General features: G+C 70.1%; 20 protein-coding genes. 4 read left to right on the top strand and 16 right to left on the bottom strand.

Annotated features, from left to right (window positions below; genetic code table 11):
* Positions 1 to 20: 20 nt before the first annotated feature.
* Positions 21 to 281, bottom strand: coding sequence for a WXG100 family type VII secretion target (locus tag OG510_RS15475; protein ID WP_406137416.1), 261 nt, complete (start codon positions 279 to 281; stop codon positions 21 to 23).
* A 533-nt stretch (positions 282 to 814) separates the two neighbouring features.
* On the opposite strand from OG510_RS15475, the gene OG510_RS15480 reads away from it, so the two are divergent.
* The gene (locus tag OG510_RS15480) at positions 815 to 1075 is read left to right on the top strand and encodes a WXG100 family type VII secretion target (protein ID WP_406137417.1); all 261 of its coding nucleotides are present in this window, start codon (positions 815 to 817) and stop codon (positions 1073 to 1075) included.
* Positions 1076 to 1160: 85 nt separating this feature from the next.
* On the opposite strand, the gene OG510_RS15485 is transcribed toward OG510_RS15480, so the two are convergent.
* The 4 genes from OG510_RS15485 to OG510_RS15500 all read right to left on the bottom strand — a co-directional run bounded on the left by OG510_RS15485 (position 1161) and on the right by OG510_RS15500 (position 10397).
* Positions 1161 to 5675, bottom strand: coding sequence for an FtsK/SpoIIIE domain-containing protein (locus OG510_RS15485; protein ID WP_406137419.1), 4515 nt, complete (start codon positions 5673 to 5675; stop codon positions 1161 to 1163).
* A gap of 245 nt (positions 5676 to 5920) precedes the next feature.
* Positions 5921 to 8176, bottom strand: coding sequence for a serine/threonine-protein kinase (locus OG510_RS15490; protein ID WP_406137421.1), 2256 nt, complete (start codon positions 8174 to 8176; stop codon positions 5921 to 5923).
* 262 nt (positions 8177 to 8438) lie between these two features.
* The gene (locus tag OG510_RS15495; protein WP_406137422.1) at positions 8439 to 9182 is read right to left on the bottom strand and encodes a DUF4232 domain-containing protein; all 744 of its coding nucleotides are present in this window, start codon (positions 9180 to 9182) and stop codon (positions 8439 to 8441) included.
* A gap of 402 nt (positions 9183 to 9584) precedes the next feature.
* Positions 9585 to 10397 (bottom strand): menaquinone biosynthetic enzyme MqnA/MqnD family protein, encoded by an 813-nt coding sequence (locus OG510_RS15500; protein ID WP_406142407.1) that lies wholly within the window; start codon positions 10395 to 10397, stop codon positions 9585 to 9587.
* 376 nt (positions 10398 to 10773) lie between these two features.
* Between OG510_RS15500 and OG510_RS15505 the strand changes: the two genes are divergently transcribed.
* A complete protein-coding gene (locus OG510_RS15505; RefSeq protein WP_008738468.1) occupies positions 10774 to 10977 on the top strand; it encodes a cold-shock protein in 204 nt (67 codons plus the stop codon).
* A 91-nt stretch (positions 10978 to 11068) separates the two neighbouring features.
* On the opposite strand, the gene OG510_RS15510 is transcribed toward OG510_RS15505, so the two are convergent.
* Complete coding sequence (locus OG510_RS15510; RefSeq protein WP_406142408.1) at positions 11069 to 12967, bottom strand: AMP-dependent synthetase/ligase; 1899 nt, start codon at positions 12965 to 12967, stop codon at positions 11069 to 11071.
* A gap of 327 nt (positions 12968 to 13294) precedes the next feature.
* Positions 13295 to 14545: an acetyl-CoA C-acetyltransferase gene (locus OG510_RS15515; protein ID WP_406137424.1), complete on the bottom strand. Its 1251-nt coding sequence runs from the start codon at positions 14543 to 14545 to the stop codon at positions 13295 to 13297.
* Positions 14546 to 14702: 157 nt separating this feature from the next.
* Here OG510_RS15515 and OG510_RS15520 point away from each other — a divergent pair, with 157 nt between their 5' ends.
* Entirely contained in the window at positions 14703 to 16034 is a 1332-nt protein-coding gene (locus OG510_RS15520; RefSeq protein ID WP_406137425.1) for a 3-oxoacyl-ACP reductase, read from the top strand.
* 19 nt (positions 16035 to 16053) lie between these two features.
* Here the strand turns inward: OG510_RS15520 and OG510_RS15525 are convergent, their stop codons facing one another.
* From OG510_RS15525 to OG510_RS15535, 3 genes are read right to left on the bottom strand one after another with little or no spacing between them, the layout of a single operon-like run.
* Entirely contained in the window at positions 16054 to 16833 is a 780-nt protein-coding gene (locus OG510_RS15525) for a hypothetical protein (protein WP_406137427.1), read from the bottom strand.
* Positions 16830 to 18350 (bottom strand): C2 family cysteine protease, encoded by a 1521-nt coding sequence (locus tag OG510_RS15530; protein WP_406137429.1) that lies wholly within the window; start codon positions 18348 to 18350, stop codon positions 16830 to 16832. The genes OG510_RS15525 and OG510_RS15530 overlap by 4 nt, the downstream gene beginning before the upstream one ends.
* On the bottom strand, positions 18347 to 18685 hold the full coding sequence (locus tag OG510_RS15535; RefSeq protein WP_406137430.1) for a hypothetical protein: 339 nt from the start codon (positions 18683 to 18685) through the stop codon (positions 18347 to 18349). Before OG510_RS15535 ends, OG510_RS15530 begins: the two co-directional genes overlap by 4 nt.
* A gap of 192 nt (positions 18686 to 18877) precedes the next feature.
* Here OG510_RS15535 and OG510_RS15540 point away from each other — a divergent pair, with 192 nt between their 5' ends.
* Entirely contained in the window at positions 18878 to 19792 is a 915-nt protein-coding gene (locus tag OG510_RS15540; protein WP_406137432.1) for a MaoC family dehydratase, read from the top strand.
* Here OG510_RS15540 and OG510_RS15545 read toward each other — a convergent pair.
* The 6 genes from OG510_RS15545 to OG510_RS15570 form a co-directional block, all read right to left on the bottom strand.
* Positions 19752 to 20375 (bottom strand): TetR/AcrR family transcriptional regulator, encoded by a 624-nt coding sequence (locus OG510_RS15545; protein WP_406142409.1) that lies wholly within the window; start codon positions 20373 to 20375, stop codon positions 19752 to 19754. The two genes, OG510_RS15540 and OG510_RS15545, sit on opposite strands and share 41 nt — an antisense overlap.
* A 174-nt stretch (positions 20376 to 20549) precedes the next feature.
* A complete protein-coding gene (locus OG510_RS15550; RefSeq protein WP_164259283.1) occupies positions 20550 to 21944 on the bottom strand; it encodes a dicarboxylate/amino acid:cation symporter in 1395 nt (464 codons plus the stop codon).
* A 406-nt stretch (positions 21945 to 22350) separates the two neighbouring features.
* Positions 22351 to 22647, bottom strand: a complete 297-nt coding sequence (locus OG510_RS15555; protein ID WP_406137434.1) for a DUF4229 domain-containing protein — start codon at positions 22645 to 22647, stop codon at positions 22351 to 22353.
* Positions 22648 to 22798: 151 nt separating this feature from the next.
* Positions 22799 to 23323, bottom strand: coding sequence for a GNAT family N-acetyltransferase (locus tag OG510_RS15560; RefSeq protein WP_406137436.1), 525 nt, complete (start codon positions 23321 to 23323; stop codon positions 22799 to 22801).
* 67 nt (positions 23324 to 23390) lie between these two features.
* Positions 23391 to 24569 (bottom strand): aminofutalosine synthase MqnE, encoded by a 1179-nt coding sequence (mqnE, locus tag OG510_RS15565; protein ID WP_266854516.1) that lies wholly within the window; start codon positions 24567 to 24569, stop codon positions 23391 to 23393.
* Positions 24570 to 24692: 123 nt separating this feature from the next.
* Positions 24693 to 25148: an Lrp/AsnC family transcriptional regulator gene (locus tag OG510_RS15570; protein WP_164259277.1), complete on the bottom strand. Its 456-nt coding sequence runs from the start codon at positions 25146 to 25148 to the stop codon at positions 24693 to 24695.
* Between the last annotated feature and the right edge of the window lie 6 nt (positions 25149 to 25154).

Genomic DNA, 25154 nt, shown 5'->3' on the forward strand with positions numbered 1-25154 from the left:
GGGCCTGACGGCCGCACGGCTCACTTCTTGGGATGCTGCAGGTCCTTGGCGGACTCGGATGCCTTGTGAGCCTCTTCGCGCAACGACTTGGCGACCGTGGTGCACGTGGTCCGCCAGCTCTTCAGCTTTCCCCGTACATGATCGGCGTTCGGACCCGACCATGTCTTCATCGCGGTGGTGCTCTGGGTGTGCGGCGAGTCGACCAGCGAATCGATGTGGTCGGCCAGCGACCTCAGAGACGCGGCGCGCGAATTTAGTTCCTGGATGTCCGGATTACCCATAGCAGCCTCCCCCGCTGTCATACAGACGTCCGTCAAGCATAGACGGACTTCAACAGTCGGCAAAGCGCAGTTCAAGGCCGCGCACAACCGGGCGTACGGAAGCGCATCGCGCGCCCCTGCTTCGATTTGCGCCGGACGGGCCGCCCCCGTATCCCTTGCGACGATCTCCCGATACGGTGCCGCCCGTCTGCCTGTGCCGTTCTCTCGAATCCCTCTATTCATGGCTCCTTTGGAATCCATTGGGTGGGGAACACCGGCAAGGCCGGGGCCGGAGGTACCTAGGGGGCAGGCCGGACGGGTCCGGACTGCCCGGTGTTCGCCCGCGCCAACACCGACCCCAACACCCACCCCAACACCCACCCCAATGCAAGCCAATCAGGACAAACAACTCATCCCGTGCGCCATGCGGCACTCCCCCAACTGCGCCCAATCCGAGGCCCGAAGGGTCTTTACGGGAACTGCCTGCCGTGCGGTAGCGTCCACTGTTGCAAACGGATAGTCCGTTTACCTCAGTGACAACGGGGAGGATCGCGATGGACCGCGGTGCAGATCTCAGCCAACTCCGGGACTTGGCCAAGAAGTTCCAGCACAGCTCGGGGGATCTCCACACCCTCATCAAGCACCTGAACACGGCGACGTCCGGTAGCTCGGGCTACTGGAAGGGTCCCAAGGCCGACAACTTCCGCAGTGACTGGGAGAGCGTTCGTCCCACCTTCGAGAAGTGGGTCCACACGCTGACCGAGGCCCACAACTCGGCCAACACCAGCGCCAACAACATCGAGCGCGCCACCTGATCACGGTTGGCTGTACGCACGACGCTGGGGCGGCCACCTGATCAGGTGGCCGCCCCAGCGTCGTGTTGTTGTCCGGACCCCGGGCTCAGCCCCGCATCACACCCTGGACCGGCGTCACGGTCCCGCCGGTCACCAGCAGGCCGCTGCCCACCGGCCCTGCGCCCGCGTTCGACGGCAGACGGACGCTGAAGAGCTCGCCCTCCTGCGGGTTCTGCGGTGTCAGCAGCAGCCCGTTGCGGTTCTTGCGGGCCTCCGTGGCGAAGCCCCGGTACTGCGAGGACAGCGAGTCCGTGGCACCCGCGGCGATCAGCCCGTGGTCACCGTCCGCCCCCTTCTTGACGACCGTCTCCAGAGCCTCGTCCAGGCTGGCGTCGTAGAGCAGTTCCGCGTCGTCGACGACCACCACGTACGGCCGTCCCTCGGCTTGCTCCAACAGCTCCTCCAGATCGTCCTCACGGTGCTCCCCGTTGAGGAGCCCCAGCACACCCGGCCGCCCCTCCAGCTCCCGCAGCGGTGAGCGCCGCGGGGTGATGAGGACGAGCGGAGTGCCCTTGGCCAGCAGGGACTCCGCGGCACACATGAGGATGTTGGAGCGACCCGACTTCGGCGGGCCCGCGATGATGAAGCCGGGACCCGACTCCACCAGGTCGACGCCCATGGGCCGCAGCTCGTCCCCGCCCACACAGAGCAGCGCCCACAGGGGCGACTGCGGGACCGCTTCCGGGCTGAGGGCCAGCGCCTGCTCCGCGGTGATCCGCGCGGGCAGGGCGTCCACCCGCATCGGACCGCGGCCGGCCGGGAGCCTGCCGTACTGCCCCTGTACGGCCTCGGCGATCTCCCGCAGCTTGCGGACCTGCGCCTGGCCCGCGGGGTCGGCGTCGAGCAGACCGATCTGGGTCTCTTCGACGCCGGTGTCCGTGATGCGCAGAGCGCGCCCGGGCGGCATGTTCTTCGGGACCTCGCGCGCGTGGAGGCCCGCCATGCCGTAGTCGTTCGGGTCGGCGAAGCGCATGACGAGACGGTCCACGAAGGCTGATGCGACGTTGCCGCTGAGGCCCGTGCGGTCGGCGGTCATGACCACCTTGATTCCCGCCGCCGAGCCTTCGCGGAAGATGCGCTGGACCTGCTCGATCAGCTGGCCGTAGTTGTAGTTCTCGAAGGTGGAGACGAAGCCTTCCCAGCTGTCGAGCAGCAGCACCATCCACGGCAGCCGGTCATCGGGCGCCGCACCGGCCCGCTGTTCGGCGGCGCTGGACGCACCCTCCATCGCGAGCATCTGCTGGCGCCGGGCGATCTCGCCGAGCAGCCGGTCGATCAGCCGCCGTACGCGTTCGGGTTCGTCGCGGTTGACGACGGCCCCGACATGCGGCATCCGCACCAGGGGCAGCAGCGCGTTGGAGCCGCAGTCGATGGCGTACACATGGACGTCGTACGGGGATGTCTGCCGGCCGATGACTCCGCCCAGGGTCCGCAGCGCCGTGGACCGGCCCGACCTGGCGCCGCCGACGAGCAGCGTGTGCTCCCCGTGGACGAGGTCGACGGCGACCGGCTTGCGGGCCTGCTGGGCGGGCAGGTCGGTGAGGCCGTAGCCGATCGGAGGAACGTCCTCGTACACCGCTGACGGATCCGGTGTCACCGATGGATCGTGTGCCGCCGACGGGCTCCGGAACTCGGCCAGTTCGTCAACCGTGACGTGTTCGGCGAGCGGCGGCAGCCACGGGCTGCGCGGGGCGGGGAAGCCCATTTTCTCCGAGCCGGACCGGACCGCGTCGACCAGTACGGCGAGGTCCGTGACCATCGTGCCGTCGTCCTCGGCGCCGGCCGCCCCCCTGGGTGCGGGGCGGCTGTACATCGGCCAGGTGAGGGGGGCGAGGGTGGCCTTGGGGCCGCTGCCTCCGGTGGCGGGACGGCGGCCACCGATACGGGCCGACTGCACGCCGACGAGGGACTGTGCGCCGGAGCGCACATAGGCACGGCCCGGTGTGGACTTGGCGATGGCGCCGGCGTCCGCGGCGTCGATGACGTCCTGCGACTCGGAGCCGTCCGTCACCCGCAGGGCGATCCTGAGGTTGGTGTTGGCCCGGATGTCGGCACTGACCACACCGGCCGGGCGCTGGGTCGCGAGGATCAGGTGCACACCGAGCGAACGGCCTCGCCTGGCGATGTCGACCAGTCCCGCGATGAAGTCGGGAAGCTCGGCGACCAGGGAGGCGAACTCGTCGATGACCAGCACGAGTCGGGGCATCGGTTCGAGCTCCGGGCGGAGCTTGCGGGTGTCGTTGTAGTCCTCGATGTCCTTGGTGCCGGTGTCGAAGAGGATCGTCTCGCGGCGGTGCAGTTCGGCGGCGAGCGAGGCCAGGGCCCGCTCGGTCAGATGCGCGTCGAGGTCGCTGACCATGCCGACGGTGTGCGGCAGGCGGGCGCAGTCCATGAAGGCGCTGCCGCCCTTGTAGTCGATGAGGACGTAGTTGAGGGCGTCCGGCCGGTTGGCCACCGCGAGCGAGGCGATGATGGTCTGGAGCAGTTCGGACTTACCTGCACCGGTCGTCCCCGCCACGAGCGCGTGCGGTCCGTCGCGCCGGATGTCCAGGACGAAGGGGCCGTCCGCCGCCACTCCGATCGGGGCCGCTGTCGTCGAACCGCCGGCCTGCCAGACCCGTTCGATGTCGTCGCCGGTCGGGTCGGGCATGCCGATGAGGTGGAGCAGCCTGGCCGCGGTGGGCAGGGCGCTGTCGGCGTCGTCACGGCTGACGTCGCGTACCGGTGCGAGGGAACGGGCCAGCAGCTCGCACCAGTCGGGTGCCACCTGGTCGGCCAGTACCTCACCGGCCAGTTCGAGTCCCGAGCCGCGCAGCCTGACGTGCGCCGCGGAGTCAGGGGTCCAGGACACCACGGCCCGGCACTCCTCGGGGAGCAGCCGCTCGTCCTCGTCGACGCAGAGCGCGAAGATCCCGAGGCCGGGGCCCTCCTGGAGGAGCTGGGGCACCCCGGCCATCCGGCGCAGCAGCCGGGCGCCGTCGAGTACGAGCAGGATGTGCGGGTCGCTCCCGAGGGCTCCTGCCATGCCGCCGGCGTTCTCGCGTACGGCCTTGCGGCGGCCGAGTTCGTTGAGCAGTTCGTTGACCCGCCGGGCGACGGCCTCGGAGTCCGATCCGATGAGGGCCACACAGTCCTGGCCCTGCTGGGGTGCGGTGTGCGGGATCCAGTGTGCCCAGTTCCACTCGGTGGCCGCGTCGGGCGCCGATGACAGGACGACCAGGGAGAGTTCACGCGGGCTGTGCAGCACCGCCGCCTGGACGGCGAGCCAGCGCGCCGATGACAGGGCACGCCCGCGGTCGCCCGCGATGCCGACGACACTCAGCTCGGGGAAGGGCAGGGTGATCGGTACGTCGGGGATGCGGGGCAGTTCGGGGCCCTCGTCCTGGGGGTCGGTGCTCCCCGTGACGAGTTCGATGTCGGCCACCGCGGTGCCGACGCCGATCCGCAGCTTGAGGACGTCGGGGTCGGTGAGCCTGCGCTCCCAGAGCCGCCGGCGCGGGCCGGTGGCGAAGAGCAGGATCTCGGCCGGGTCGGGGTTCTGCGCGCGCAGTCTGCTCTGTTCGTCCTTGCCCGCCCTGACCAGTTCGGCCTCGTAGGCGGCGACGTCCTTCTTGTACTGCTTGGCCGATGTCTTGTTCTTCTTCTTGCCCTCGCGGTTCTCGCTGATCCACTGCCCGAGCATCATCACCGGGCTCATCAGGCAGAACATCAGCATGTAGATCTGCTTGGTGACGAAGTACATGCCGAGGCCGAAGAACAGCGGCATGATCGCCGCGATCAGCTGGAAGCGCGCGCGTTCGCCCTTGGTCGGCGGTGTGGGGACGACGATCCGGGCGCGGGGCCTGAGGGGCGAGAGGCGCGGGGGCCGGTTGTAGGCGAGGCCGCCTTCGCCGGTGTCGGAGAGATGTGCGTCGGGTTCGCCGACCTCGTCGAGTACGAGGAGCGAGTCCCCCATGCGGACGACTCCGCCCAGCGGCCAGAGCTGTTCACCCGTGACGGGTGCGTCGTCCAGCTGGACCGGCACACCGGGCTGGGGCGTGAGGGTCGCTCTGCCCTGTACGTCGATGGCCAACCGGGCCGCGAAGGGCGGGAGTTGCGCGTCGGCGACGGCCAGAGTGCAGGTGGGGGCCGAGCCTATGGTGGCGGACCCGGCGGCCAGCCGGACCACCCGGCCGGAGGCGGCGCCGGCCGCGACCCGCACTTCGTAACGCCCCACGGGCTCGCCCCTGCGCAGCAGCGGCCCGATCGAGTCGTCGACGGAGATCCGCATGCCGTCGCGCAGCACGGATCCCACCGGGGTACGCGGATCACAGCGGTGGCCGTCGGCCCAGAGGGTGGGGGCGGCCGGCGTCTGGCCCGCGTAGCCGAAGCGGGGGTCGAGGGTCGTTCCCGGCATGGGGACGACGACGGAGGGGACCCCTTCGTGTGCGGTCCGCTGCTGCGCTCCCCGTGACGCCGCGAGTACGTCCGCCATGTCGCCGGCGGTGGCCCCGTCGTCCGTGTTGACCAGGACATCCTGCGGCTCCTCCCCCTCCCGTACGACTGTCACCAGCACTCGCATGGTCGTCTTCCTCCCTGCCGGCCCTCGGTGGCCTGCCGGCCGTGGGTGGCGCGCTTGTCATATAGGTTCACTGAGGCTAATGCTTACGAACGCGGGCAGGAACACACGTCCCGTACGGCGCCGGGCGCGGGAGCGGGGCCCTGGCCATCGGTGGCACCGGCCGGGACATCGAGAAGCAGGACGCATGCCGGTGTGGCACTCGTGCGGAAGGCGTGGCCACCGCGCCGTGTGCCGGGCCACAGCGGCTACACCGCTGGAAGTGCGTACAACTCGTCGCCGTGTGCGGCCATCAGCCGAGGCCCCGCCGCCGCGACACGATAGCGGTCGTCAAGGCTGCGGCCGTCGTTGTACGTCCAGCGCAGACGCCCCGTCTTCGCGTCGATGGCATAGATGCCGCCGCTCTCGAAGAACGAGCCCGCGTACAGGGTGTCGCCGACCTTCACCAGATTGTCCGAGAAGGGCTTACGGGCGAGGTCGGGGCTCATCCATATCTTCTTGCCCGCCTTCGGGTCGATGGCCCAGATTCCACTGTCGTAGTCGAAGGCATACGCCACGTTGCCGAAGACGAACGGAGGCTCGAAGCCGCGGCGCCCATTAGGAGGAAGCGTCCAGAGAGGATCTCCCGACCTGAGGCCGAAAGCGCGCATTGTCTTTCCGCTGACCATCACGGTATTCCCGTGCACCGCGACCGCGTTCGCGGTGGAACCGTCGCCGACCTTCTTGCTCCACAACTGCCTGCCGCTGGCACTGTCGCGTACGGTCAGGTTTTTCTTTCCGTCCGTATAGACGAGACAGCCCTGGGCCACTGTCAGCGCAAATCCGAAGTCTTCCGTGCCCTCGTCCCGCGGCTTCTGCCAGGCCAGTTTGCGGGTCTTGATGTCGATGGCGACGATCGCGGTGAGGCTCTTCTTGATGTCGTTGTTCTGGATCTCCGCGATGCCGTAGATCCGCTTGTCATCAGCGCCGATGGGGGCTTTCGCGCTCAGATTCCCTCCGAGGCGGGTCCGCCACGCCTCCTTGCCGGTCTTCGCGTCGATACCGACGAGTGTGCCGTCGTAATCTCCGCTGCCGCAGAAGAACATCCCGCCCGAGGCGACGATCTTCCCGGCGCTGGCTGTGGTCTCCAGCTCCCCGGTCTTCCAACGGCGGGCACCGGACTTCACGTCGAACCCCTGCATCGCGTCGCCACTGATGACCACGACGTCTCCGATGGCGTGCGGCGGGATGTCGTAATTGAGGTTGTCGTTGCCCGGAGTCTTGTGCCAGAGGGGCTGTGGGGCGACCCCGTTCGGCGGGGTCGTGAAGGCCTCGGGCTTGTCCGTCGGCTTCACATCGGGAGTCGTACCGCCCCCGCGGGTGGCCAGCCAGGCTCCGCCGGCGCCCACCACCGCGACGCCGGCCACACCGCCCGCCGCTATACGGAAGAACCGGCGGCGGCTCGGGGCTGCGGTCGCGGTGGTGCCGGCCGGGCTGTTCGCCAGGGTCGGCACCGGTCCGAAGCCCTGCGGGGCCGGGGCCGGGACAGCCGTAGCGGTCGGGAAGCCCGCGGCGGCGCCAGGGGCCGCCGCGGCCCCCGCGCTCTCCGGCAGCGGCGTGTTTCCCCCCGCCGGGGTTTCGAGGTCCAGGATGTGTGAGGCGTGGGTGGCGATCGTCGACGAGACCGCCGAGGGGAGCCAGTCCGTGAAGACCTCGCCCGTGTTTCCCGGGTCGAGCGAGTGGAGGATTTCCGCCGGGGTGGGGCGCTGCGCCGGTTCCTTGGACAGGCAGGCGCGGATCAGGCCGGTCAGCATCCGGGGGACGCCCGTCAGATCCGGCTGGGCGTGCACCACCTGGTAGAGCATCGCGGCCGGGGCGATCGCGTCGCCGAACACATTGCGGCCGGTCGCCGCGAAGGCGAGGACCACGCCCAGCGAGAACACGTCCCCGGCCGTGCCCACGTCCTGCCCCAGCGCCTGCTCCGGTGGCATGAAGCCGGGCGAGCCGACCACAACTCCGGTCTGGGTCATACGGTTTCCGTCCACCGCGCGCGCGATGCCGAAGTCGATGACACGCGGGCCGTCGGCGGCGAGCAGCACGTTGGACGGCTTGAGGTCACGGTGTATCAGGCCGGCCGCGTGGATCTCCTGGAGCGCTGCGGCGAGGCCGGTGCCCAGGGCCCGTACGGTGTGCTCCGGCAGGGCCCCGTGGGCCTCGACGACGTCCGTGAGGTCCGGGCCGAGTACGTACGCCGTCGCCAGCCAGGGCAGTGGCTCGTCGGGGGCGGCGTCCACCACGGGGGCCGTGTACCGGCCCGAGACCCGCTGGGCCACGTCCACTTCGTGGCGGAAGCGCTGTCTGAACGCCGGGTCCGCGGCGAGGTCCTGACGCACCACCTTCACCGCGACGGTGCGCCCACCGGGTGAGCGGGCCAGATACACCCGGCCCATACCGCCCGCACCGAGTCGGCCCAACAGCCGGTAGGTGCCCAGTATTCGGGGGTCATCCGGCTGCAACGGGTCCATGTCAGCGATCCTTAGGGTGTCTGCTCGTCAAGCGCGATGCCTCCGACACCTTAGAGAGTGCCGCGCGACGTCGTACGCCGAAGGGTCGGTGAATCGGTGAACGGGCGGGAATCCCGCCAGGGTCGGCCGTAGGCGCACAACGCAATTGTCCCGTAATCCCTGAGGGCTCAGGAATTACGGGACATCGTCACGTCGTCGGCCTCGGTGGGTGGACCACTGCGGGCGCGGCCGCCTTACTCCGCTCAGCGGCGTCGTCCGGTCGTCAGTTGCTGTCCAGGCCGCTGCCGGGGACCGCGCTCCGGGGCGACAGGTGCCAGTTGGTGACGATCGGCTTGTCGACGGTGATCTTGCCGGTGGGCAGGCTGACGGGGTCGGTGTGGTCGTCCTGGCTCACCGCGGTGATGATCTCGGTCAGTTCCTTGCCGTCGTCGGTGTTGGTGGTCTTGGGGTTGACCCCGGCGTAGGCGGTGGTGGCGCCGCTCAGCTTCACCTGGTCGCCGACGGACTGCTCGGCCGGTCCCGCTTCCGTACCGTCGGAGCCGAACGCCACCATCGGGAGCGCGGACGGGAGTACGCAGGTGATACCGGGGTTCGCCCGCACCGAGATGAGGATGTAGCCGCCGGCCTGCGTCTCGGACTTGGCGCTCCACTTCAGGTCGTTGGCGCCGCAGGTCTGCCCGTAGCCGCCCTTGCCTCCGCTGCCACCGCTCTTGCTCTTGGCTGCGGCGCCGTTCGACGAGGTGCCGCTCCTGCCCGATGCGCTGCTGCCGCTGCCGGACGTGGATCCGTCCGTGGACTTGCCCTTCTCCGCCTCCGCCGTGACGTCCTTGGTGCCCGGGGCCCCGGCCTTGCCCGCGGTGTCCTGGCCCTGGTCCGCGGACTGTGCCGCGCCGGACGACGACGCGGCGCCGGCCGAGTCGGACCCGCCCCCGCAGGCGGTCAGCGACAGAACGGCGGCCGCCGCCACGGCGGCCAGGGTGGATGTGCGGATGAGGTTCTTACGCATGGGTGGACTCCCCCGTAGGTGATCGGACTGCTTCAGCAGGGATCTGACTGCTTCAGCCGGACGCGGCGCCAGGCTCGCGCCCTGCCGACATCAACGAGCTTCGTGGGAGCCGGGCGTACCCGCAACGATCTACCGGAAAGGAGGGACACCGGAACGCTGAAACCGCCTCTGAGCTGCGGGAACGCCCCGTGGCTGGAATGGTCGCCTGGAACGTTCGCCAGGGGCCGCGGCACGGACCGGGAACACTCGGCGGCGGATGAGCGGGTGCGGTCGAAGGCCGAAGGCAGCAGAACCCAGACCGCAGACCGCAGACCGCAGCGTGAAGCGGTCAGGCGCGGCCGGAAGCGGTCAGGGGCGGTCGTGGGCGCCCGGAGGCGGCGCCCACGGTCCGGGGAACCGCCGTCAGGAACCGAGCAGTTCGACGTGTACGTCCGACGGGAAGCCCGTCGTGGCGCCGACCCGTCGTGCGAACTCCGTGACGCCTTCCAGCTGGTCGGGCCCGAAGCGGAAGTCCAGCGTCGTGAAGTAGCGCTCCAGCAGCTCCGCGTCGAAGACTTCCCAGTGCGCCGCCTGCTCGGCGACCTTGGTGACCTCTTCCAGCGAGACGTCACGCGAGGACAGGAACGCCTCGTGGACCGCCTTCACGACCTCGGGCTCACGCGCCGCGTAGTCCTTGCGGGCGGCCCAGACCGCGAAGACGAACGGCAGGCCCGTCCACTCCTTCCACATCTGGCCGAGGTCGTGGACCTGCAGACCGAGCTTGGGTGCGTCGTGCAGTGCGGCACGCAGCGCGGCGTCACCGATGAGGACGGCCGCGTCGGCCTCCTGCATCATCACGCCGAGGTCGGGCGGGCAGCGGTAGTAGTCGGGCGTGACCTCGTACCGCTCGGCCAGCAGCAGCTGCGCCAGCCGTACGGAGGTGCGCGAGGTGGAGCCGAGCGCCACCCGTGCCCCGTCGAGCTGCTCCAGCGGCTTCTTGGAGACGATCACGCAGGACATCACGGGGCCGTCGCAGCCGACGGCCAGGTCGGGGAAGGCCACGAGCTCGTCGGCGTTCTTCAGGAACTCGACGAGGGTGACGGGCGCGATGTCGAGGTCCCCCCTGACCAGCTGCTCGCTGAGCTTCTCGGGGGTGTCCTTGGTCAGCTCCAGGTCGAGCAGGGTGCCGGTGCGTGCCAGCCCCCAGTAGAGCGGGAGGCAGTTCAGGAACTGGATGTGCCCGACGCGGGGCCTGCTGCGACGGTGGTCGGCTTCGGAGGCGTCCCCGGGGGCGTGTCCTGGGGTGTTTCCTGTGACGGGTGCGGTGGCCTGTTCGGCGTATGAATTGTCCACATCGTGAGGCTAGACCCGCGTTGTACGCTGGAGAAGGCAGGGTAGTCCGTCAGCCTGACGCACCGCGGTCAAACCTCCGGGTGAAGTGATCTTCACCTCTACCGCGGGCGCGCGGGCGCGTGCTAGGCTCGCCGCAAGTTGCAGTTTGGTTTCCCTTGCAGTACAGAGCCTGCGGAGCATGTGACCCGCAGGCTTTTGTAGTTTTCAGACTTCTTAGCAGGTTCTGGAGCAGGGCAACCCTTTGGCCCAAGGAGGGCTTATGGCTACCGGAACCGTCAAGTGGTTCAACGCTGAAAAGGGCTTCGGCTTCATCGCCCAGGACGGCGGCGGCCCGGATGTCTTCGTCCACTATTCCGCGATCAACGCGTCTGGTTTCCGCTCGCTTGAGGAGAACCAGCTCGTGAACTTCGACGTCACGCAGGGCCCGAAGGGTCCGCAGGCGGAGAACGTCACCCCGGCCTAGTTGCCCGGGCCGATCGGATCGCGGTCGGGATAGCACCACCCAAGGAGCCCCCTCCCGTACGTTCGCGTACGGGAGGGGGCTCCTGCCTGTGTCACCGCCGGTACAGCTTCTCGATCTCGTCGGCGAAGTCCTCGGCTATCGCCGCCCGCTTCAGCTTCAGCGACGGCGTGAGATGCCCGTTCTCCTCCGTGAAGTCCACCGGGAGGACCGCGAACTTCCGGATCGACTCGGCGCGCGACACCAGCCGGTTCGCCTCGTCGACCGCCCGCTGCAGGGCTCCCCGCAGCTCCTCGTCCTGGACCAGCTCCCGCATCGGGACGCCCGTCTTCTTCCGCATCCGGCGCCAGTGCGCGAGGCCGTCCGGCTCCAGCGTGATCAGCGCTGTGACATAGCTGCGGTTGTCGCCGACGACCATGCACTGGCCGACCAGCGGGTGCGCCCGGAGCCAGTCCTCCAGGGGCGCGGGCGCCACGTTCTTGCCGCCCGAGGTGATGATGAGGTCCTTCTTGCGGCCGGTGATCGTGAGGTAGCCGTCCTCGTCCAGCGCGCCCACGTCGCCCGTCGCGAACCACTGGCCGGAGCCGGGGGAAGAGCCAGGAGCGGAGCCGGAGCCGGAGCCCGCGCCGGCCGGCTCACCTCGCTCCCCGTCCCAGTAGCCGCCGAAGACCTGGCCGCCGCTGAGCAGTACCTCGCCGTCGTCCGCGATCCTGACCGCCGTGCCGGGCAGCGGCCAGCCGACCGTGCCGAGGCGGGGTCGCAGCGGCGGGGTGACCGTCGCCGCCGCGGTCGTCTCCGTCAGGCCGTACCCCTCGAAGATCTGGATCCCGGCGCCCGCGTAGAACGCCGCGAGCCGGTGGCCGAGCGGTGAGCCGCCGCAGATCGCGTACTTCACTTGGCCGCCGAGCGCCGCCCGTATCCGCCGGTAGACCAGCGGGTCGTACACGGCGTGCGCCAGCCGCAGTCCGAGCCCCGGCCCGGGGCCCGTGCCGTGCTCGACGGCCTCCAGCGCCTCCCCGTACCGCTGCGCGATCCGCGCCGCACGGTCGAAGGACGCGGCCCGGCCCATCTTCTCGGCGGTGGCGCGGCCGGTGTTGTAGACCTTCTCCAGGACGTACGGGATCGCCAGCAGGAACGTCGGGCGGAACCCGGCGAGGTCCGCCAGCAGGTCCTCCGTACTGATGCTGGGCGCGTGCCCGAGGCGTACGCGGGCGCGCAGACAGCCGATCGCCACCATCCGGCCGAAGACGTGGGAGAGCGGCAGGAAGAGCAGCGTCGACGCCGGATCCTTGCTCACCGACTTGAAGACGGGGTGGAGCAGCTCGACCGCGTTGTCCACCTCGGCGAAGAAGTTGGCGTGGGTGAGGACGCAGCCCTTGGGGCGGCCCGTGGTGCCCGATGTGTAGATCAGGGTGGCGACGGACGACGGCGAGCGCCCGGCCCGGCGTTCGGCCACCGCGGCGTCGGGTACGTCCCGGCCCAGGTCCTTCAGGACGCCGATCGCGCCGGTGTCGAACTCCCAGAGGTGCGCCAGGGCGGGCAGCTGCCGGCGCTCCACGCTGATCAGCCTGGCCTGCTCCTTGTTCTCGACGGCGCAGGCGACGGCGCCGGAGTCCTGGAGGATCCAGCGGGCCTGGAAGGCGGACGACGTCGGGTAGACGGGGACGGTGACCAGTCCGGCCGCCCAGGCGGCGAAGTCCAGGAGGGTCCACTCGTAGGTGGTCCTGGCCATGATCGCGATACGGTCGCCGGCCGCCAGGCCCGCCGCGATCAGCCCCTTGGCGACGGCCTGCACCTCGACGGCGAACTCCATGGAGGAGACGTCGGCCCAGTGGCCGTCGGGCCGCTTTCTGCTGAGGACCGGATCGTCGGGTGCCTGGTGGGCGTTGTCGAAGGGGATGTCGGCGAGCGAACCGCGCTCGACGGGCCGGACCAGCGGTGGTACGGAGACCTCCCGCACCACCCCGTCCACGCGCCGTTTGTGCGGTTCCATCGGCTGCACTGACACGGACACGGACACTTGCGGCTCCTCATGTCGTGGTACATCAGGTCGGTCGGGCCGGATCGGGCAGGCCGGTTCGGGCGGGCGGGATCAGGCGGGTGGGATCAGGCGGGCCGGATCGGATCGGACAGACCGGAGAGGCAGGACAGGCCCGGTCGGGGCGGGTCCGGCCACGCAGGTCCGGCCGCGCAGGTCCGGTCCCGCCGGTACGGCCGCACAGGTCCGGCCGCGCAGGTCCGGTCCCGCAGGTCCGGTCCCGCCGGTACGGCCGCCCCGGTACGGTCCCGCCGGTCCCGGCCACGCCCCACGCCGGTACGGTCAGGGGCGTTCGAGCACCGCCGTCACGCCCTGGCCGCCCGCCGCGCAGATCGAGATCAGCCCCCGCCCAGGAGCCTCCCGCTCCGCGAGCAGCTTGGCCAGGGTGGCGACGATGCGGGCGCCGGTCGCCGCGAAGGGGTGGCCGGTCGCGAGCGAGGAGCCGGCGACGTTGAGCTTCGCCCGGTCGACCGGGGCGAGTCCCTGCTTCTCCCAGGCGGCGAGCGTGGCCAGCACCTGGGAAGCGAACGCCTCGTGCACCTCGAAGAGGTCGAAGTCCTCCAGGGTGAGACCGGCGCGCTCCAGCATCCGCGGGACGGCGTACGCGGGCGCCATCAGCAGCCCGTCGGGGCCGTTGACGTAGTCGACGGCCGCCGTCTCGTACAGCGTCAGATACGCCAGCGGTTCGAGTCCACGCTCGCGCGCCCACTCCTCGCTCGCCAGCAGGACGGTCGCGGCGCCGTCGGTGAGCGGCGTCGAGTTGCCCGCCGTCATGGTCGCGCCGGGCTCTCCGGCGCCGAACACCGGTTTCAGCGTGGCGAGTTTCTCCACGGTGGAGCCGGGCCGCAGGTTCTGGTCCCGGGCCAGCCCGTGGAAGGGCGTCACCAGGTCCTGGAAGAAGCCGCGTTCGTAGGCGGCGGCCAGCCGCTGGTGGCTGGTGGCGGCCAGCGCGTCCTGCTCGGCGCGGCCGATGTCCCACTCGCGGGCGGTGCGCGCCGCGTGCTCGCCCATCGAAAGCCCGGTGCGGGGCTCGGCGTTGCGCGGGATGTCGGGGACGAGGTGCCCGGGGCGTACGCGGGCGAGCGCCCTGAGCCGGCCGCTCACCGATGTGGCCCGGCGCGCTTCGAGGAGGATCTTCCGCAGCTGGTCGTTGACGCCGAGCGGGGCGTCGCTCGCGGTGTCGGAGCCGCCCGCGACGGCCGAGTCGATCGCACCGAGCGCGATCTTGTTGGCGGTGGCGATGACGGCCTGGAGGCCCGTACCGCACGCCTGCTGGATGTCGTACGCCGGTGTGCGCGGGTCGAGACGCGAGCCGAGCACGGTCTCGCGGGCGAGGTTGAAGTCGCGGCTGTGCTTGAGGACCGCGCCCCCGACGAACTCGCCGATCCGCTCGCCCTCCAGGCCGAACCGCTCGACCAGTCCGTCCAGGGCCGCCGTCAGCATGGTCTGGTTGGACACGGTGGCGTACGGGCCGTCCGAGCGGGCGAACGGGATGCGGCTGCCGCCGAGTACGGCGACCTTGAGGGGCATCATCGGGGCCCCGTTCCGAGGGGACCTGCGCCGAAGGCCCCTGTACCGAAGGTCTCTGTCCCGAAGGTCCCTGTTCCGACCCACACCATCTCGACCAGCTCCTGACTCATGAGTAACCTTACTCAAGAGTAAATCTACGACGCCACAAGGAGTCCGGACAATGGCCGATCGCTATCTGCACTTCACCGGCACAGCACCCGGCCGATTCCTGACAGGCAGGCTCGGGCTGCCGCAGCCGGCGCAGCTGCGCCGCTGGTCGGCCGAACACCCGTGCCTCGAAGGCTCCTTGCTGCATCTGACGGCCGGCGGGACGCCCCTGCCCGGCCTGGCCGGAGTCCTCGCACGCACCGGCCTCACGGTCGTCGGCGCCCCGGCGGAGGGCGGCCGGCTCGCGGGCGTGGTGCTGGACGCGACCGGTGTCACCACGGTGGCGGGTCTCGCGGAGGTGCACGGCGCGCTGCACCCCGTCGTACGCTCGCTGGCCCCGGGCGGCCGGGTCGTGGTGGCCGGCTCCCCGCTGTCCGCCGACGACCACCACCAGGCGGCGGCGCAGCAGGCGCTGGAGGGTTTCGTACGGTCGCTGGGCAAGGAGATCGGCAGGGGCCGCACGGTCCAGCTGGTCAGGACGGTGTCGGCGCCCGCGGCCGAATCGACGCTGCGGTTCCTGCTGTCGCCGAAGTCCGCGTATGTGAGCGGGCAGGTCATCGAGACCGGCGGTGCCGTCGGCCCTGACACCGGCAGCAACGCTCCGGAGAGCTGGGACCTGCCGCTCGCCGGGCGCACCGCGCTGGTCACCGGCTCCGCGCGCGGCATCGGCGCTTCGGTCGCCGCGACGCTCGCCCGCGACGGGGCGAAAGTCGTCTGCCTCGATGTCCCGCAGGCACAGGCCGACTTGGAGCGTACGGCGAACTCGCTGGGCGGCACCGCCCTGCCCCTGGACATCACCGCCTCCGACGCGGCCGACCGGATCGCCGCCGCGCTCCCCGACGGCCTGGACATCCTGGTCCACAACGCGGGCATCACCCGCGACCGCCGGCTCGCCAACATGGCGCCCGACCGCTGGGCGAGCGTGCTCGACGTGAACCTGGACAGCGTGCTCCGGACGACGGACGCCCTGCTCACATCGGGCACGCTGCGGGCGGGCGGCCGGATCGTGGCGACGGCGTCGATCGCCGGGATCGCGGGCAACACCGGCCAGACCAACTACGCGGCGAGCAAGGCGGGCATCATCGGCCTGGTCCGGACGCTGGCTCCCCGCCTCGCCGGACAGGGCATCACGCTGAACGCGGTGGCGCCCGGCTTCATCGAGACGAAGATGACCGCGGCGGTCCCGCTCTTCATCCGCGAGGCGGGCCGCCGGATGAACTCCCTGGGCCAGGGCGGCCTCCCGGTCGACGTGGCCGAGACGACGGCGTGGTTCGCCCACCCCGCGTCGGACGGGGTGACCGGCCAGGTCGTACGGGTCTGCGGCCAGAGCCTGCTGGGAGCCTGACGGGACCGGGAGGAGAGCGTCAGCCGCCCGCCGGTCCGACCAGCTCCAGGTCCACATACCCGGAGTGCGGGTTGCTCTCGGCGGGGCTGCCGTCACCGGTCCCGATGGCCGCCACCTTCCACAGCCGGCCGGCGAACTCCAGGGTGTCGCCCACGCGGGCGTCCCGGTAGGCGGCGCTCCCGCCGTCCCGGCCGGTGATGCCGATGTCGGCGCGCGGGCCCGGGTTGATCTCCGTCACGACGGCGCTGTACTGCCCGCTGTACTCGTTGTTCGGCACATGCCACCTGAGGCGGAAACGCCCGTCGGTCAGGGACGGCCAGCCGGCCGCGGAGCTGGGCTGCGGTGACTCGGTCACGTTCTTCTGGCCCTTCGGTGTGAGGACGACTCGGTAGGTGCAGATCTGCGCGACCGTGTACGGGGCACCGCCCAGGGTGACGGCCTGCCCCGGCTTCACGGTCCGGCCCCGGGGACCGGCGCCCGCCGTGCCGGTGCCCGCCGTGCCGGTGCCGGCGCCCGTCCCGGTGCCCAGCACCGCCGTACGGCCCGAGCCGTCCGCCCGCGCCTCCTGGTACGAGACGGACCCGGCCCCACCGGGCAGCCGGACGGACCCGCCGCGCAGCACATGGAACCCCTTCGCGGCCGGATCCCCGTCGCACACCGGGCCCTTGTCGGCGGGCGGCGCGGGGCTCGTAGCCGATGCGCCGGGGGACGGCGAGGACACGTCGTGTTCCCCGGAGGAGCCGCAGCCCACGGCGAGCAGTACACAGCCGCAGGCCGCGGCGGATCGGACTGCCTTCATGACGTGGGTACCTCCAGAGCCTGCGGATCCCCGAAGAACTGCTTGTACTCGTCGGGGGTGGCCTCGATGTCCTGGTAGGGCGGGCCCCACGGGTTACCGAGCACGATCTTGCCGTCCTTGAATCCCTTGACGTAGTAAACGTGCCGGGTGGAGAACGTCGTTCCCCATTTGTCCTGGCCCTTCTTGTTCAGGTCGTCCCCGCTGCCGGTACTGACGATCACCGGGTGCCCGGAGTCGAAGCTCGTCCGCACCGCGTCGACGTTGTTGTCGATGCCCTTGGAGTCGTGGCCGGTGACATAGGGCGGGGCCTTCTCGTTGTAGTCCCACTCGATCGCCCCGTACGTGCCGTGTTCCGTACGGTCGTAGCGCTTGTCGCCCTGGTGGTCGTCGGGCGCGCCGCCGTCGTCGCCACCGTAGACGAGCGCGAAAGCCTTCTCGTAGTAGGCGGGCCACATGGCTCCCTGGGCGTGGGCGGTCATGGGCGTGCCGTCCTTGTCCAGCGGCAGGTCCGGGGTGACGGTCACCCAGCGCTGGTTGCCGTCCTTGTCCCAGATGCGGACGTTGATGGTGCCGTTGGCGTTCTGCTTGATCCCGTCACGGATGAACTGCGGGTTCACCTGGGCGGTCGAGGTGAGCGACGCGATGTACCAGCAGTCGCCGAACCGGCCCTGATTGATGTCGGCGGCATTGATGTCCTGGCCGTTGGAGCCGGGGGCGAAGAGCGGGTCGGCCGGGGTGCCCCAGTGCATTCCCTTGGCGTCCATGCCGGACTGGGAGTTCTTGCCGTCGAGATAGGCGTCCGTCGTGTCGAAACCCGGCTGCATACCGGGGAAGGCCGCCTGCGCCTTGGCCCAGTGCTCGGGGCCGAGCTTCGCCAGGATCCCGCTGAGGTGGTCACGGCGCTCGCCCTCGGGCAGGCCGTTCTCGTCCCACCACTTCCAGCCGCTGTCGTCCGTGTTGTTGATCAGGTCGTTGTAGCGCTTCAGGTCGGCCTCGGGAACGCGGTCGAAGAAGGCGTCCAGTTCGGCGGAGGTCATCCCGTCCAGCATGCTCTCGACCTTCTTCAGGTCGTCGCGGTTGCCGTTGGTGCCGAAGTCCTTGCCGTCGAGGTCCTTCAGCTGTTTCAGCGCGTCCTTGATGTGCTGCTCGTCGGCCGGGGCCTCGTCCGCGAAGAGGAGCGCCGGGTCGACCGCGTAGCCGTGGCCGATGAGGACCTTGCACTCGTCGAGCTGTTTGCTGCGGCGGTCCATCGAGTCGGCCATGTCGCCGAGTTCGCCGTCGAGCACCCCGGGCATCTGTGTGGGCCCGCCGAAGAACGACGGCAGGAGAAAGACCTGGCCGACCAGGGGCCGCAGCAGCGGATCGGTGGTGGCCGGCTTGCCCTTCAGGAGCTGGGCCGCCTCGGTGAGGACGGAGGCCACGTCCCGGTGCAGACCGCGTGCGTCGCCGCCCAGCTTGCGCAGGCTGGAGGCGAGGGCGCGTATCTCGGTGCTGTCGAAGCCGCGGAATTCGGTCAATGCCCCGGCCCCGTCTTCTGCTTGGCCGATGCGGTCTTCGCCTGGTCGTCGAGCCGGTCGGCCTCGGTGTCCCAGCGGCCTGCGTCGTGCATGAGCGCGGACGCCATCTCCCCCAGGGTGCCCTTGCGGTCCGTGATCTGCCGCGTCGACCGGGCGGCGAACGGTCCGTGCCAGACCGGCGGATCGGTCTGCCGGGCCTTCTTCGCCGCACCGTCGAGATGGGGCCCGAGCCTCTTGGCGAGCGCGCGGGCCTTGCGGGCGCAGGCCCGCAGATCGCCCGCGCGTTTCTTCAGCTGCGCCGGCGTTTCCTCAGCCGGATCGTCCGGTCGTGCCACAGTGCATCCCCCTTGCCGCAGACCTCCCAGAGCGGCTGGTCAGGCTAACATCCCGCACTCCAGGCGGACTTGGAAGAATCGAGAGATCCACGGGGTCCACCGCCTCGACCAAGACCTGACCCACAGGTAACCTTACTGAGGAGTAAATACCGTACGGATCAGACCCACCAGACGCATCAGGGAGCCCGGACCATGAGTGACCGTCGCCCGCACTCCCCCGGCCTGCTGCCCTCCATGGTGCGCGGTGCGCTGGGGTCGCCCTTCAAACGGGCCGTGTCCGCCGGTGCGCCACTGCCCGCTGACCGGCTGGTGCGGCCAGGGGCCCGGATCGAGCCGGGGCGGCTGCGTTCGTACGCCCGGGTCTGCGGGTTCGGGCAGGCCGGATCGCTTCCCCTCACCTATCCGCACGTCCTCGGCTTTCCGCTGGCCATGCGGCTGATGACCGCACGGGCCTTCCCCCTGCCGGTTCTCGGGCTCGTCCACACCGGCATCGAGATCACCCAGTGGCGCGCCCTGCCCCTGGACTGCCGCCCTGAACTGACCGTGTACGCACAGGAGCTCAGGCCGCACCGGCGCGGGACCGAGGTCGTCATGGTGACCGAGGCGCGGCTCGCGGGTGAGCTGGTCTGGGAGTCGCGGAGTACGTATCTGGCCCGGCATCCGACGGCGCCGGACGGATCGGTGGCCCGTACGGACGATCACGACCGCACCGCCAACAGCGTCGACGCGGCGACCGCCACCGCCACCGCCGCCGCCACCGCCACCGCCACCTGGGAGCTTCCCGCCGGGCTCGGGCGTCGTTACGGTGCCGCTTCGGGGGACCGCAACCCGATCCATCTGTCCCCGCTGACCGCGAAGCTCTTCGGCTTTCCGCGCGCCATCGCCCACGGCATGTGGACGGCCGCCCGCTGTCTGGCGGAGGCCGGGACCCCGGACGCCGTCCACGTACGGATCGAGTTCAGGGCGCCGGTGCTGCTGCCCGGGACCGTCACGTTCGCGGCCGGGGACGGTCACTTCGCGGTACGGAGCCGGGGCCGGGGCCCGGACGCGGTGGAACGGGTCCACCTCACGGGCGTGGTGACGGCGCCCAGCGCTCCCCGTTCATAAGGTTCTCCAGGCCCGCCCAGGCGAAGTTCATCAGCGTCGACGCGGCCTCCTTGGCGGAGACTCCGGGTGTCGCGTTCGCCCAGCCGGCCAGGGATTCCGCCGCGCCCACCAACGCCTGGGCGAGGCCCGCCACATCGCGGTCGGGCAGCGCCGGGTCGCGGTGCGCCTCACGCGCCGCCGCGCCGATCAGGCCCGTCACGAAGCTGGCGATCTCGTCACGCATCGCGGTGACTTCGGCGGCGAACGGCTCCCCGTGCGTACGGGCCTGGTGGTGCAGGACGTTCCAGCCGTCCGGGTGGCCGGCGGTGTGCTCGAAGAAGGCGCCGACGCCGTGCCACAGCTGCCGGTCCGCGGGGTCGGCCGGGTCCACAGCGGCCCGTACCGCGGCGACCAGGGCCTGGGCCTCCCGGCGGATGCACGCGGTGAAGAGCTCTTCCTTGGAGTTCAGATAGAGATAGACCAGCGGCTTGGACACTCCCGCAAGCTCGGCGATCTCGTCCATCGAGGCGGCCCGGTACCCGCGCTGCCCGAACGTCCGCACGGCAGCGTCCATCATCTGCTGCTCGCGCACCGCCCTCGGCATCCGCTTGGCCTTGGCCGCCTTGACCGCACTCACCTCAGAGCCCCTCCAGCCAGTTGGTCCGCACCTGGCAAGGGTACGGCTCCGGCCCCTCCCCGTCGTACGGAGGAGGGGCCGGGTGGCGTGAAGTAAACGATCAAGCAACGACCGGGCAGGCGCAATCCGGTCGGAAAACGGTCAGGCAGCGACCGGAACCGACGGCTTCTGCTCGGCGTCCGCAGCGTGCACCTCGGGCTCGTCGACCGGGGACGACGAAGCGGAGTTGAACGCGTCGAGGTCGAGGATCTTCTCCCGGGCCGAGACGATGACCGGGATCAGCGCCTGGCCGGCGACGTTGGTCGCGGTGCGCATCATGTCCAGGATCGGGTCGATCGCCATCAGCAGACCCACACCCTCCAGCGGGAGCCCCAGCGTGGAGAGGGTCAGCGTCAGCATCACGGTCGCACCGGTCAGTCCGGCGGTGGCCGCCGAGCCGATGACCGAGACGAAGGCGATCAGCAGGTAGTCCTGGACGCCGAGGTGCACGTCGAAGATCTGCGCGATGAAGATCGCGGCGATCGCCGGGTAGATCGAGGCGCAGCCGTCCATCTTGGTGGTCGAGCCGAACGGCACCGCGAACGAGGCGTACTCCTTGGGCACACCGAGGCGCTCGGTGACCCGCTGGGTGACCGGCATGGTGCCGACCGACGAGCGGGAGACGAAGCCCAGCTGGATGGCGGGCCAGGCGCCCTTGAAGAACTGCAGCGGGTTGACCTTGGCGACCGTCGCGAGCAGCACCGGGTAGACGACGAACAGCACCAGGGCGCAGCCGACGTAGATGTCGGCGGTGAAGGTCGCGTACTTGCCGATCAGGTCCCAGCCGTAGTCGGCGATGGCGAAGCCGATCAGGCCGATGGTGCCCAGCGGCGCGAGGCGGATGACCCACCACAGGGCCTTCTGGAGCAGTTCGAGGACGGACTCGCTGATCTTGAGGATCGGCTCCGCCTTCTCACCGAGCTGGAGCGCGGCGATACCGGCGACGGCGGCCATGAAGACGATCTGGAGGACGTTCAGCTGGGTGAAGGGGGTGACGACGTCCGTCGGCACGATGCCGGTCAGGAAGTCGATCCAGGAGCCGGAGCCGTCGGGCGCCTTGCCGTCCTTGGGCGTGAGGCCGGTGCCCGCGCCGGGGTTGGTGATCAGGCCGATCGCGAGGCCGATGACGACCGCGATCAGCGAGGTGATCATGAACCACATCACGGTACGGGTGGCCAGCCTGGCGGCGTTGTTGACCTTGCGCAGGTTGGTGATCGACACCAGGATCGCGAAGAAGACGAGCGGGGCGACCGCCAGCTTCAGCAGCTGGATGAAGATCCCGCCGACGTGCTCCAGCGTGGACTTGAGCCAGCTGATGTCCTGGCTGCGGGCCAGCCAGCCGAGCAGGACACCCAGGAGCAGACCGGCGATGATCTGCGCCCAGAACGGGAACTTGTCGGATATTCGGGACTTCTTCGCGGGGCCGGTACCGGCACTGCCGGTGGCATTCGCGGGGGAACTCGCGGAATTCGCTGAGCTCGCGGGACCTGCGGACATGAGGACACTCCGGTGAGGACGCGGCTGTGTGCTCGGTACGGAGCACGGGGGGACGGGGACACGGCGCCCATCACTAGGGGCGCCGCCGCATGAGGCCGATCAGACGCGGCGACAGGCCGCGGACATGCAGCGGCAGAGATCGACATGCAGGCGCTCCACGAGCGCAGTGCTCTTGGGATGCGGGCGCACGGCTGTCTTCATGTCGAACACGTTAACACTTGAACTTTGAGTGCCTCAAAGCCGTTCTTTGGGGCAGGGGTGCGGTAGTACGCGAAAACGCCGGGAACCCCGGGCCGGAGCAGCTCGCTCCGGCCCGGGGTTCCCGGCGTGTGTGACGTAACTTACGGCGCTTGCCCGCGCCTTGGGACAGCCGCGCGGCCTGCCCGGCGCACTCGGCGGACGGTGCCTACTGGGTGAGGCCGTCCTCCTGCGTACGGTTGGCCTCCAGCTTGGCCTTGGTCCGCTCGACCCTGTTGATCAGCTGCTCGGACATCTTGTCGCGCTGCCTGCGCAGCAGGACGAAGCTGAGCGGCGCGGAGATGACCAGCGCCAGCAGGATCGTCCAGATGAAGTTGGAGCCGCCGAGCCCCTTGGGAACGATGCCGAAGTGGACGAGGATCGCGCAGAAGACCAGGGATGCCATGAAGATGACGATCCGCATCGCGGTGTAGCGGATCGTGGCGCCCGGGTTGGCTACAGACACGGCTGGGGCCTCTCTCTTCGTACCGTTGCAATGCTTCCGGTGGCAGCTGGTCCTGCCGATCCTGCCCGACAAGTGAAGCACGTCCCACTTGCGATCACCCCGGCCGGGGTACGGGTCCGGCGTGCCGGGCGAAGCGGCGGCACGCGCCGGGTCAGAGCAGCGGCAGGTACATCATGATGTCGTCGCGGTCGTCGCCGGGCGCGACCCGGATCGCGCCGGGCGCCCGGCCCACTTCCTTGTAGCCGCAGGACGCGTAGAACCGGTCCACTCCGGCGCCGCCCCGGCAGGTGAGCCTGATCCCCTCGATGCCGCCGATGTCGCGGGCGGCGTCGGCGGCCGCGGCCATCAGGTCGCGTCCGTACCCCTTGCCCTGGAGCGAGGGGTGGAGCATCACGGTGTAGAGCCAGACCCAGTGGCGCATCAGACGGTGCGTGTTGAGCGTGAGGAACGCGGTGGCGGCGACCCGCCCGCTCTCCTCACGGCCGACCAGCAGCCGGACGCGGCCCTCGGTCATCGCGGTCAGGTGCTTGATCAGTTCCGGGCGGACGTCGTCGGACGTGACCGGGGGGACGAAACCGACGGCGCCGCCGGCGTTCGACACATCCGTCCAGAGCGCGACCACTTCGTCCCGCAGTGTGGCGTCCATCCGCGGGTCCAGTTCAAACGTGAGGCTCATACGTCCAGCGTAGGAAAGCACGGAACCCCGGCCGCGGCCGGGGTTCCGATGCGAACGCGCGCCCGGTTCAGAAGCGCATCGGCTGCGGGGCGTCCCGGCGGGCCGGGTCCGGGCCGTCGAACTCGCGGACGATCTCGTACTGCGTGTTGCGCTCGACCGGACGGAAGCCCGCGTCCCTGATCAGTTCGAGCAGGTCCTCACGGCCGAGCTTGTTCGGCGTGCCGTAGTTGTCGGCGTCGTGGGTGATCTTGTACTCGACCACCGAGCCGTCCATGTCGTCGGCGCCGTGCTGCAGCGCGAGCTGCGAGGTCTGGACGCCGTGCATGGGCCAGAAGACCTTCACGTGCGGGACGTTGTCGAAGAGCAGCCGGGAGACCGCGAAGGTCTTGAGCGCCTCGGCGCCGGTCGCCATCGTGGTCCGCACCTGGAGCTTGTTACGGACCTTGCCGTCCTTCATGTCCACGAAGTCGTGCTGGTAGCGCAGCGGGATGAAGACCTGGAAACCGCCGGTCTCGTCCTGGAGTTCACGCAGCCGCAGGACGTGGTCCACGCGGTGGCGCGGCTCCTCGATGTGGCCGTACAGCATCGTCGCCGGGGTCTTGAGCCCCTTCTCGTGGGCGAGGCGGTGGATGCGCGACCAGTCCTCCCAGTGGGTGGCGTGGTCGACGATGTGCTGCCGGACCTCCCAGTCGAAGATCTCGGCGCCGCCACCGGTCAGCGATTCGAGGCCGGCCTCGATCAGCTCGTCCAGGATCTCCGATGCGGAGAGCCCGGAGATCGTCTCGAAGTGGTGGATCTCGGTGGCGGTGAACGCCTTGAGCGCGACCTGCGGAAGGGCTTCCTTGAGCGCGCTGAGCGAGCGCGGGTAGTACCGCCAGGGCAGCGTCGGGTGCAGGCCGTTGACGATGTGCAGCTCGGTGAGGTTGTCGCCCTCCATCGCCTTGGCGAGGCGGACGGCCTCCTCGATACGCATCGTGTACGCGTCCTTCTCGCCCGGCTTGCGCTGGAACGAGCAGTAGGCGCACGAGGCGGTGCAGACATTGGTCATGTTGAGGTGCCGGTTGACGTTGAAGTGGACAACGTCGCCGTTCTTGCGGGTACGCACCTCGTGGGCGAGGCCGCCGAGCCAGGCCAGGTCGTCCGTCTCGTAGAGCGCGACGCCGTCCTCACGGGTCAGCCGCTCTCCCGCCCGGACCTTCGCCTCGATCTCGCGCTTGAGGCCAACATCATTGATCGACGCAGTCACGTGCGGCCGCCTCCCATATGCGTACGTAAACAACCAGCCAACCGTACTCCCCCGCCCGCACGGCGCCGGGACCCGGCTGGCACTCGCCGCCGGAGGCCGGGCCCGGCGGGCTCGGGGGCCGGGTCAGCTCGGCTCGGGCAGCTCTCCGACGCGGTTCTCCCACTTGGTGGAGAGCACGATCGTGGTGCGGGTGCGGGAGACGCCGCGGGTGCCGCTGAGCCGGCGGATCGTGCGCTCGAGACCGTCCACGTCGTCGACCCTGACCTTGAGCATGTACGAGTCGTCGCCCGCGATGAACCAGGCGTCCTCGATCTCGGCCAGGTCCTTGAGCCGGTGGGCGACGTCCTCGTGGTCGGCGGCGTCCGAGAGCGAGATGCCGATGAGGGCGGTCACCCCGAGCCCGAGGGACTTGGCGTCGACGGTGGCACGGTAACCGGTGATCACGCCGGCCGCCTCAAGACGGTTGATGCGGTCGGTGACGCTGGGCCCGGAGAGCCCGACGAGCCGCCCGAGCTCGGCGTAGGAGGCCCTGCCGTTCTCCCGCAGCGCCTGAATGAGCTGCCTGTCCACCGCGTCCATACTGTT

Origin of the sequence: Streptomyces sp. NBC_01089 (genome assembly GCF_045162975.1) — a bacterium.
Classification (GTDB): Bacteria; Actinomycetota; Actinomycetes; order Streptomycetales; family Streptomycetaceae; genus Streptomyces.

Excerpts from the sequence above, each read along its gene's own strand:
- OG510_RS15490 (WP_406137421.1), bottom strand. The coding sequence starts at position 8,176 with ATGGACCCGTTGCAGCCGGATGACCCCCGAATACTGGGCACCTACCGG.
- OG510_RS15480 (WP_406137417.1), top strand. The coding sequence starts at position 815 with ATGGACCGCGGTGCAGATCTCAGCCAACTCCGGGACTTGGCCAAGAAG.
- OG510_RS15520 (WP_406137425.1), top strand. The coding sequence starts at position 14,703 with ATGGCCGATCGCTATCTGCACTTCACCGGCACAGCACCCGGCCGATTC.
- OG510_RS15560 (WP_406137436.1), bottom strand. The coding sequence starts at position 23,323 with ATGAGCCTCACGTTTGAACTGGACCCGCGGATGGACGCCACACTGCGG.
- OG510_RS15485 (WP_406137419.1), bottom strand. The coding sequence starts at position 5,675 with ATGCGAGTGCTGGTGACAGTCGTACGGGAGGGGGAGGAGCCGCAGGAT.
- OG510_RS15510 (WP_406142408.1), bottom strand. The coding sequence starts at position 12,967 with ATGGAACCGCACAAACGGCGCGTGGACGGGGTGGTGCGGGAGGTCTCC.
- OG510_RS15515 (WP_406137424.1), bottom strand. The coding sequence starts at position 14,545 with ATGATGCCCCTCAAGGTCGCCGTACTCGGCGGCAGCCGCATCCCGTTC.
- OG510_RS15545 (WP_406142409.1), bottom strand. The coding sequence starts at position 20,375 with ATGCCGAGGGCGGTGCGCGAGCAGCAGATGATGGACGCTGCCGTGCGG.
- OG510_RS15475 (WP_406137416.1), bottom strand. The coding sequence starts at position 281 with ATGGGTAATCCGGACATCCAGGAACTAAATTCGCGCGCCGCGTCTCTG.
- OG510_RS15525 (WP_406137427.1), bottom strand. The coding sequence starts at position 16,833 with ATGAAGGCAGTCCGATCCGCCGCGGCCTGCGGCTGTGTACTGCTCGCC.
- OG510_RS15495 (WP_406137422.1), bottom strand. The coding sequence starts at position 9,182 with ATGCGTAAGAACCTCATCCGCACATCCACCCTGGCCGCCGTGGCGGCG.
- OG510_RS15550 (WP_164259283.1), bottom strand. The coding sequence starts at position 21,944 with ATGTCCGCAGGTCCCGCGAGCTCAGCGAATTCCGCGAGTTCCCCCGCG.
- OG510_RS15570 (WP_164259277.1), bottom strand. The coding sequence starts at position 25,148 with ATGGACGCGGTGGACAGGCAGCTCATTCAGGCGCTGCGGGAGAACGGC.
- OG510_RS15505 (WP_008738468.1), top strand. The coding sequence starts at position 10,774 with ATGGCTACCGGAACCGTCAAGTGGTTCAACGCTGAAAAGGGCTTCGGC.
- OG510_RS15540 (WP_406137432.1), top strand. The coding sequence starts at position 18,878 with ATGAGTGACCGTCGCCCGCACTCCCCCGGCCTGCTGCCCTCCATGGTG.